This window comes from Gluconobacter sp. P1C6_b (assembly GCF_018811945.1).
In the GTDB taxonomy this organism is placed as follows: Bacteria; Pseudomonadota; Alphaproteobacteria; order Acetobacterales; family Acetobacteraceae; genus Gluconobacter.
The window spans coordinates 1-7,596 of sequence record NZ_JACRVU010000044.1 but is presented as its reverse complement, the minus strand read 5'-3'; the positions used below and the strand labels follow the sequence as shown (position 1 = coordinate 7,596).

At 51.7% G+C, this 7,596-nt stretch carries 11 protein-coding genes; 5 read left to right on the top strand and 6 right to left on the bottom strand.

Translation table 11 applies throughout. From position 1 onward, the window contains the following. Positions 1 to 19: 19 nt before the first annotated feature. The 5 genes from KP701_RS15640 to KP701_RS15620 form a co-directional block, all read right to left on the bottom strand. Positions 20 to 964 carry a site-specific integrase gene (locus KP701_RS15640; protein WP_215747860.1) on the bottom strand — a complete coding sequence of 315 codons (945 nt, stop codon included), beginning with the start codon at positions 962 to 964 and terminating at the stop codon, positions 20 to 22. 7 nt (positions 965 to 971) lie between these two features. Then, the gene (locus KP701_RS15635) at positions 972 to 1,295 is read right to left on the bottom strand and encodes a type II toxin-antitoxin system PemK/MazF family toxin (protein WP_010505709.1); all 324 of its coding nucleotides are present in this window, start codon (positions 1,293 to 1,295) and stop codon (positions 972 to 974) included. Continuing rightward, positions 1,292 to 1,510 (bottom strand): antitoxin MazE family protein, encoded by a 219-nt coding sequence (locus KP701_RS15630; protein WP_010505707.1) that lies wholly within the window; start codon positions 1,508 to 1,510, stop codon positions 1,292 to 1,294. Before KP701_RS15630 ends, KP701_RS15635 begins: the two co-directional genes overlap by 4 nt. A gap of 169 nt (positions 1,511 to 1,679) precedes the next feature. Further along, a complete protein-coding gene (locus KP701_RS15625; protein ID WP_215747859.1) occupies positions 1,680 to 2,009 on the bottom strand; it encodes a hypothetical protein in 330 nt (109 codons plus the stop codon). Between the two features lie 20 nt (positions 2,010 to 2,029). Beyond that, on the bottom strand, positions 2,030 to 2,359 hold the full coding sequence (locus tag KP701_RS15620) for an SMR family transporter (protein WP_215747858.1): 330 nt from the start codon (positions 2,357 to 2,359) through the stop codon (positions 2,030 to 2,032). Between the two features lie 279 nt (positions 2,360 to 2,638). On the opposite strand from KP701_RS15620, the gene KP701_RS15615 reads away from it, so the two are divergent. The 5 genes from KP701_RS15615 to KP701_RS15590 all read left to right on the top strand — a co-directional run bounded on the left by KP701_RS15615 (position 2,639) and on the right by KP701_RS15590 (position 7,363). Continuing rightward, positions 2,639 to 3,016: a hypothetical protein gene (locus KP701_RS15615; protein WP_215747857.1), complete on the top strand. Its 378-nt coding sequence runs from the start codon at positions 2,639 to 2,641 to the stop codon at positions 3,014 to 3,016. A gap of 173 nt (positions 3,017 to 3,189) precedes the next feature. Further along, positions 3,190 to 3,747, top strand: a complete 558-nt coding sequence (locus tag KP701_RS16435) for a BrnT family toxin (protein WP_252345684.1) — start codon at positions 3,190 to 3,192, stop codon at positions 3,745 to 3,747. A 432-nt stretch (positions 3,748 to 4,179) separates the two neighbouring features. After that, positions 4,180 to 5,778: a hypothetical protein gene (locus KP701_RS15600; RefSeq protein WP_215747855.1), complete on the top strand. Its 1,599-nt coding sequence runs from the start codon at positions 4,180 to 4,182 to the stop codon at positions 5,776 to 5,778. Between the two features lie 365 nt (positions 5,779 to 6,143). Next, complete coding sequence (locus KP701_RS15595; protein WP_215747854.1) at positions 6,144 to 6,629, top strand: helix-turn-helix domain-containing protein; 486 nt, start codon at positions 6,144 to 6,146, stop codon at positions 6,627 to 6,629. 203 nt (positions 6,630 to 6,832) lie between these two features. After that, positions 6,833 to 7,363: a hypothetical protein gene (locus KP701_RS15590; RefSeq protein WP_215747853.1), complete on the top strand. Its 531-nt coding sequence runs from the start codon at positions 6,833 to 6,835 to the stop codon at positions 7,361 to 7,363. Positions 7,364 to 7,366: 3 nt separating this feature from the next. Here the strand turns inward: KP701_RS15590 and KP701_RS15585 are convergent. Further along, on the bottom strand, positions 7,367 to 7,596 hold a 230-nt coding region (locus KP701_RS15585; RefSeq protein WP_215747852.1), incomplete at its 5' end, for a tyrosine-type recombinase/integrase.

The following is a 7,596-nucleotide window of genomic DNA, read 5'->3' as shown; positions in this document are numbered from 1 at the left end:
GTGGCCGTTTGGCTAGGGCTTACAGGAAACAGTGTCCGGCATGGGCCTTCAGTAGCGAGGCGCGCCGGACATAGGTGCGCAGCACGTCAAGGCTCTGATGCCGCGAGGTCTCCGCGATCAGCAGCGCATCGACGCCGGCCTCGGCCCCTGAGGTAATGAAGCCCGCCCGCAGCGAATGCCCCGAAAAGCGCTCCGGATCGAGCCCCACAGCTTCGGCCGCCGTCTTGATAATCCGGGCCACCGAGCGATCTGACAGTGACCCGCCGATCCGTCCATGCCGGTCTACGGACCGGAACAGACGACCGGACGTGATCCCGGCCGCCTCGTACCAGGCCGCGAGATGATCCAGTGCCCGGATAGTGGAGCCGTTCAGAATCCCGATTGTCTGACCGGCCCCGTCCGGATCGGTCTTGCTGCGTCGCAGTGTGAGCAGCGCGCCGCCCTCGTGGGACACGAGATCCGCAACGTCCAGCGTTACCAGTTCAGACCGTCGCAAGGCACCGGAAAAACCCAAAGCCAGAAGCGCCCGGTTGCGCCGACCGATTAGGGTATCCGGCTGAACGTCGATCATCCGCCGCAGCAGGTCCACGGTCGCAGGGGCTTTGCGGGTCGGCGCGGTGCCAAGCGTCCGCCGCATGCCCCGGAGCGCATCCTGGACGACGCGGGAGCGGCTGAAGCTCTCGAACCCCGCCAGCTCATGCGCACAGGACACGGCCGCCACCCCACGGGCCAGTGTCGCGGCTTTGCGGCCCTGCTCCAGACGCGACGCGATCCAGGCGGCGACGGTTTCGGGCTGAGCCGGAAGTGCCGTGACGCCCTGGGCGCTGCACCAGGCGACGAAGGCGCCCCAGTCAGTGCGATAGGCGCGCAATGTCGCGGGAGATCGGGCCGCCAGAACCAGACGGTCCGAGGCGCTCTGAAGAACATCCGGAATCGTCTCGGGGAAAAGCGGCTGTAAGGTCACAAGCCTGTCAGGCCAGACCGAGAAACAGCGCCAAAGCGCGATTGACGGAAAGCATGACGGTATCGCTGGCAATCCCGAAGGTGGGGCCAATCTTGTCTCTTGAGACCGTGCTGGGCTTGTCGATCATCACCTGGGACGTTTTGCGCAGCCCGTTCCGCTCGTCTGGGGGCACCGACAGGCGGAGCAAGGGCGCGTCTATGAGGGTGCTGGTGACAGGGAGCACGGTCACGGAGGCCGTCGTCTCGAAGCGGTCAGCCTGGACGATCAGAGCAGGACGGGGTTTGCCCAGGTCTCCCTGGAGAGCAACGGTCACGAAGTCTCCCCGGTTCATGCCTCCCACCCGTCGAGATCGCTGGCCGCACTGTCCAGAAAGGACATCAGCGCGGGATCGTGCCGGTCTGCCTCGGCTACCAGACGCGCCTGACGCTGGCATTCCGCATCAAAGCCCGGGGTCCGTGTATCGGGCACCCAGATCTGGACGGGGCGCAGTCCGGCCTTACGAAGGGTGTCACGGCGCTTCTGGACGCGGATGGCAACAGGGGTCATAGCGTTTTCTCCTTTCCGTTACATGTAACGGGAAGGGCGGCTAATTTCCATCAAAATCAGGCAGATTCTTTGAGCCATCCACGTCGATCGGGCATCGCGTCCTACAAATAGATTTTTGGCCGGGTTGTAGACCTAAGGGCTATTGGGGATGCAAAGCCCTTTCTGGTCTTCACAAATCCCAGCAGCGTGAGGTTGGGACATTCTGGTCCGTTTGAGGATTGGGAAGGGTCAGGACACAGAGAATGGTCTGACCACGCTTCTCCAGCGTAAAGAGAGCGCCGGATCCAGCATAATTTGTGGTTGTGGTGATCCGGTAGCCTGTTTTGAGCAGACTGCTCAGAGAAGCTGTGACCGGATGAAGTGCCGTCGGAACGGCAAGCGGGCTGTAGGGGGATTTGATACCAGACTCTGGCAGCCAGTCCGGGGAGCTTTGTGCAAAGGCGCAGATCGGAAAGAGAAGAGGGCACAGGGCAGACAATACGGCCAAACGATTGCTCATGAAGCGCTCCAAAATCAGGGTTAATGCCCTGCTGTCGTTGAAAAGAGGTTCATCACCAGAACGCCTGCGATGATCAAACCCATGCCGATCATGGCTGGGAGATCAAGTCTCTGACCCTGGAAGATCCAGGCGATCAGGGCGACAAGGACAATGCCCACTCCCGACCAGATCGCATACGCAATGCCGGTTGGAATCTCTTTGAGGGCCATCGAAAGGCAGTAGAAGGCGACGAGATATCCGACGCCGAGAATGACTGTCGGGACGAAGCGTGTGAATCCCTCGGAAGCCTTGAGAAGTGAGGTTGCGATGATTTCTGCAAAGATGGCGATGCCGAGATAGAGGTAACTCATGGCGACATGATGAGCCGGAGCGCTTCAGGAAGAAAGGGCTCTTTCTGGTGTCTGAGAATGCCCATTCTCAGACACTAGAACGGCCTGCCTGATACCGTTCGCTGCGCGGGATCGGTCGACGACCCATCGACTACAAAGGACTACAGAAGAGCTACGCAACGACTACAGATCGACTACAGGGAGAAGGGTCGCGCGTATATACAAATGCAAACTTTCAGTTGTGCGTCTCATCGAGCACTAGTGCTAAAAGCTTCAAAACAGATTTTGGAGCGCCCCCTCATGAGCCGACAGACCATGCACGCCGTCCGCCAGCGCCGCAAAGCGCTCGGTCTGGTCCAGATGAATGTCTGGATCCACGAGGACGACAAAGACGACTTCCAGAAGGCTGTCGCGCCTTTCCGCGACCGGGGCCGTCAGATCGAGCAGGAGGCCAGGGAGGAGCCTTTGGAGTTTGTCCCGTTCACGTACCTGGTACGGTTTCCGGTGACGCCTCCGGCCGCCGTGCGGAACAGCATGAAAGCGTCCGGATGGGTCTATGACCGGGACGGGGATGTCTGGAAACGTCTGGTGTCCAAGGAGACCCTTGAGGCCATCCGGCAGGAGGCCGTGACCCTCACGGTCCGGCATCAGGCTGTCACGGATTACGATTGGCACTAGTGCTTGGCGGGATGCACAACTGAAAGTTTGCATTTGTATATACGCGCGACCCTGAAAACTGACACGATCCTGACGCGATGGTGACACGACCGTGCAACGACCCCTGACACGATGGTGGCACGATCTTTTGGCGTCAGCATGAGACGATGAGAGACGTCTGGGAGGATTTCTGTTTGACCAGGGCCGCCATCGAAGAGCGCGGATTCAGTTTTGCGGATGTACGGGTCATCTTTGCGGGGCCGCTGCTTCAGAAGCCGGATGATCGGAAAGATTATGGCGAGCCGCGCATCAGGGCCGCAGGCTTGATTGAAGGCGTCCCGTTCATGGTCGTCTATACGGTCCGGGGGGGGCTGCTTCCGGATCATCTCAGCCCGGAAAATGCACCGGAAGGAGTGGATCAAATGGCAAGAATGACACTGGCAGAGATCAAGGCCCGCCCCTCGATGATTGACTGGACCCGGGTGAACGCGATTACGGACGGCGACATTGACCGACAGGCCAAGGAAGATGGCACGGATGTGGAGCTTCCGGGGCTGGCCGCTCCGTCACCGGCAACCGTGCGGCGTCACCTGAAGCTGACCCAGAAAGACATTGCGGCCCTGGCGGGCGTGCCGGTTGCTACCTGGCGGAACTGGGAGCAGGGCCGGGTCAGGCTGGATCCTGCAGTGCGAACTCTGCTTCGCGTGCTTTGGCGGGAGCCTGATGCTGTGCGGCGGGCAATGGCCGCGTAATTTGGTCATAGGTTTGTTTATTGTTGAATTTTTTTAAAACTATCAGAGAGCTTTTTTTAAAAATCTAGCCTTGGAGATTATAGTTAAAACATACTTCTGCTGACCATACTCCCGGTGTGCATCATGCCAGCGCAGACCGTTTTTGAAGAAGATGACCTCGCTCGCCATGCGACGGCTATCGACTCAAGGTTTGCTGCAGCTCTATGGAAAAAAGCGATCGATAGGCCACTTTTTCGTCTATTCGATACTCTTCTCATAGAAACTGAATCCAAGTTTTCTATCATACAATGGTTCCTATCCCACTTTGGAATGTTTTGAATATATCTAAGTCCTTTTGGACGCAGAGGATTAGTGCGATCAAAGGATTAACTATTTTGTTGACTTGAGTCGAAAATGAATAATATTTTCATTTAAAAAATAGGATTGTGAAAAATGAAAATAAGCCAAATCAACAACAGAGGTAGTGACGTAAAGAAATATGAAATATTCAGATATAAATCTGAATTAGATGTGGATTCATCCGATGCAAAAAAAGTATCGCTTATCAAGCGGGAAATATTGAAGTGGATAAGTAAAAGATCCGGATCTAATTTACCTAAAACAGCATGGAATTTTGATAAATTTGAACTACTTAGTGGTGGAAGAACCACATTAGGGTGTAATATACTAGATGAAGATATAAATTTATGGGCTGTTACAAATGATGATCCAGATAAAAAAATACCTCAGCGGACATGGACAACTGAAATAAGTCTATATGAATTAAATAAATCCTTAAATCTTACGTTAAGACTTATAGTAAATACTTCAGAAGATAATATAGTTATAAGCCCACATATACCTGGAGTTATAAGGCAAATAATTGATAAAGGAATAAAAATAAAAGATGGTAAATTCAATATTGAAAATAGAATAATTGAAGTTAAAACAAAGGAAATGGCAGAACTTCTAGTTGAATACTTATCTGATAGTAGTAGAAAGTTTCCAGCTATAGTTTTATCAGGCGATGAAAGGTTTGGAAATGATTTTCCCGTACATTTCAATAAGTTCTACTGTGATAGTTTGCAGAAGTCTCTAAGCGGTTTAGTCAATATATTTAAAATAGATAGTGATCTAACTTATTTAATAAGTGATTCTTTTGGAAAAACTAGATCTGTATTCAATGGAGCTGCAAGAATATATTTCCCCGGTTTCGATTATGATTCAGATCCTTTCAGTCATTATCTGTACTTTTCAAATGACTTTATCAAAGAACCAAAGAAAACATTTGATAATATTAGATTAGCTATCGCGAAACGTAGTGTACGAAGTAATCAATTATGGAAGGAAATATACCCTTTTGATGAAATCCGTAGCTTATCCCTCCAAAAGGAACAAGAAAGTTCAGGTGGTGCTACAGAAAAAGAAAAATTAAGAATTGCTGAGGAGCGAATATCTTCTCTTACAAAAGAAATATTATCGGCACGAGAAGAGCAACAAAGCTGGTATCATGTTTCTTTGTCTGAAGAAGAAAGAGCAATAAATTCTGAAAGACAACTTTATGCTACTAGATTAAGAATCGAACTTTTAGAAAAGCAACTTTCTGATCGAGGAATAGATTTTGATGATAAAATTCCTAATCCTAGTAGTTGGGATGACTTTTCAGAATGGGTAGATAACTCTTTTGCTGGACGTTTAGTACTTACTAGCTTAGCGCGCAAAAATTTAAAAAAACCGGAATTTAGGAATTATAATTTAGCTGCAGCAGCTTTGAAATGGTTAGCTACAGAATGCCGAAATATAAGGAAAAGCGGAGGCCAATCTTTAGCAAATATAAAAATTTCGGAAAATTTATTCAATGCTCCTTGTGGAACAGATGAATTTGAGTTTGAGTATAGAGATAGAAAAATTTCAGTAGATTGGCATATAAAAAATGGAGGTAATACTAGGGACCCTAGTAGATGTCTAAGAATATATTATTCTTATGATGAAGCCACACAAGAAATAATAATTGTTGACATGCCTCAACATAGAAGAAGTAGTGCATCATAAATAATTTTAATTAACTTAATATATCGTTAACTGCATATTGTTTTTTTTGATAACTAATATCATTCCTCCTGCCATGGACTTAAGTACGGACTATCTTGAATCCTAAATTCAGGGAGGAATGTATTACGTAACAGCGTTTCATAGCATCGCTGGACAATAAGCGTTCAACCGACCAATATGCTTTGAAATGATGAAGGGGGCAGCCCTGGCAGGCTGCCCCCTTCGAAATCTCGCTGTTGCGCGGCGAGCAGGTGGAAAAGCGACTAATCCCGCTTATTCACCCGATAGAAGGAATATAGCGTGAGCCGCTCAAAGGTTCAACGTTCTCCTTCTTGGGAAATGCTTGCCGTCTGAAAAGGACGGATATGCCCTCTTTCGCTTCCCAGATCTGGACCCTGACCCAAGCCCGTCAGATCACCGCCAAGACACATCTTGTCCTTCAGGCCCTCGCCAGTTTCGAAGGGCATCGCGGTCTCTTCCCCTCCCACGAAAGCATTGCCGCTCGTGCAGGGTGCAGCACCAGAACCGTGATCCGGGCGTTAGAGACGGCTTACAGTCTTGGTCTGGTGGAACGGACCCGCCAGCGTATGCGGCGTTCAGGACGCATTGTGAATGGTCCCAACCGCTACCGATTAATTCTGGTTAGCCTGGAACAAGCCAAGGTCGCCGCAGCTCATGCGACACAGCGCCTTAAAGAGGCTCTCGCCCGCCGAAAACTCAGGTTTTCTTCTAACTGCCAAAACGACAGCGGATCTCATTTTCAGAGAGATATTTTCTTTGAAAAGCCACGCTCCAAGAATGACTGGCTCGACCTGATTGCGTCCTGGTCTCCGTCCCCGTCGACGAGTTGACGTACCCGCGCCAGGATTTCCCTTCAGACGCACGTTCAAAAGGCTCAAGACGAAGGAGCTCTTGGAAAGACTATCCATTCATCTCGGCCCGACTTGGACAAAACATTAACAGGCAAGATATGTCACCCTAGCTAGGGTGACAGCCTTACTCGCATTTCATGCTCGACCGGATATAAGCTCAGTCTTAAGATGTAAGAGGATCTATGGCCGAGCAAACAGAAAATCTGACCTATCGTCAGTTAGCTGACCGGCTTGGACTTTCCCTTGACGCTGCACGTGCGCGCGTTCGTCGCGGCGGCTGGCTCAAAATCACGGACAATCATGGCACTGTCCGTGTTTCTGTTCCCGTTTTTGCCCTGAACAAGACCCCTGAACGGACTGAACGCGTAGCCCCGGACGTACACCCTGTACGTACACCCGAACACAATGGGATGTTCACCCCGGACAATACGGCTTTGTCCACCCTGCGGGACATGATGGGTCTTCTCCAAACTGAACTGAATGAAAGACGCAAAGAAGTCTCAGATTACCGGGAAGAAAACGCCGTTCTTAAGGAACAGAATGCCCAGCTCAGGGAGAAGATCTCACGGATCGAGGGTGAACGCGTACACCCTACGTACACCCCAGACGTTCGCCCTGTACAAAGGCCAGTGTTCACCCTGAACGTACACCCTGAACAGACCCGGTCGTACGGGGGGTACGCTCGCCGTCGTTGGTGGTGGCCGTTTGGCTAGGGCTTACAGGAAACAGTGTCCGGCATGGGCCTTCAGTAGCGAGGCGCGCCGGACATAGGTGCGCAGCACGTCAAGGCTCTGATGCCGCGAGGTCTCCGCGATCAGCAGCGCATCGACGCCGGCCTCGGCCCCTGAGGTAATGAAGCCCGCCCGCAGCGAATGCCCCGAAAAGCGCTCCGGATCGAGCCCCACAGCTTCGGCCGCCGTCTTGATAATCCGGGCCACCGAGCGAT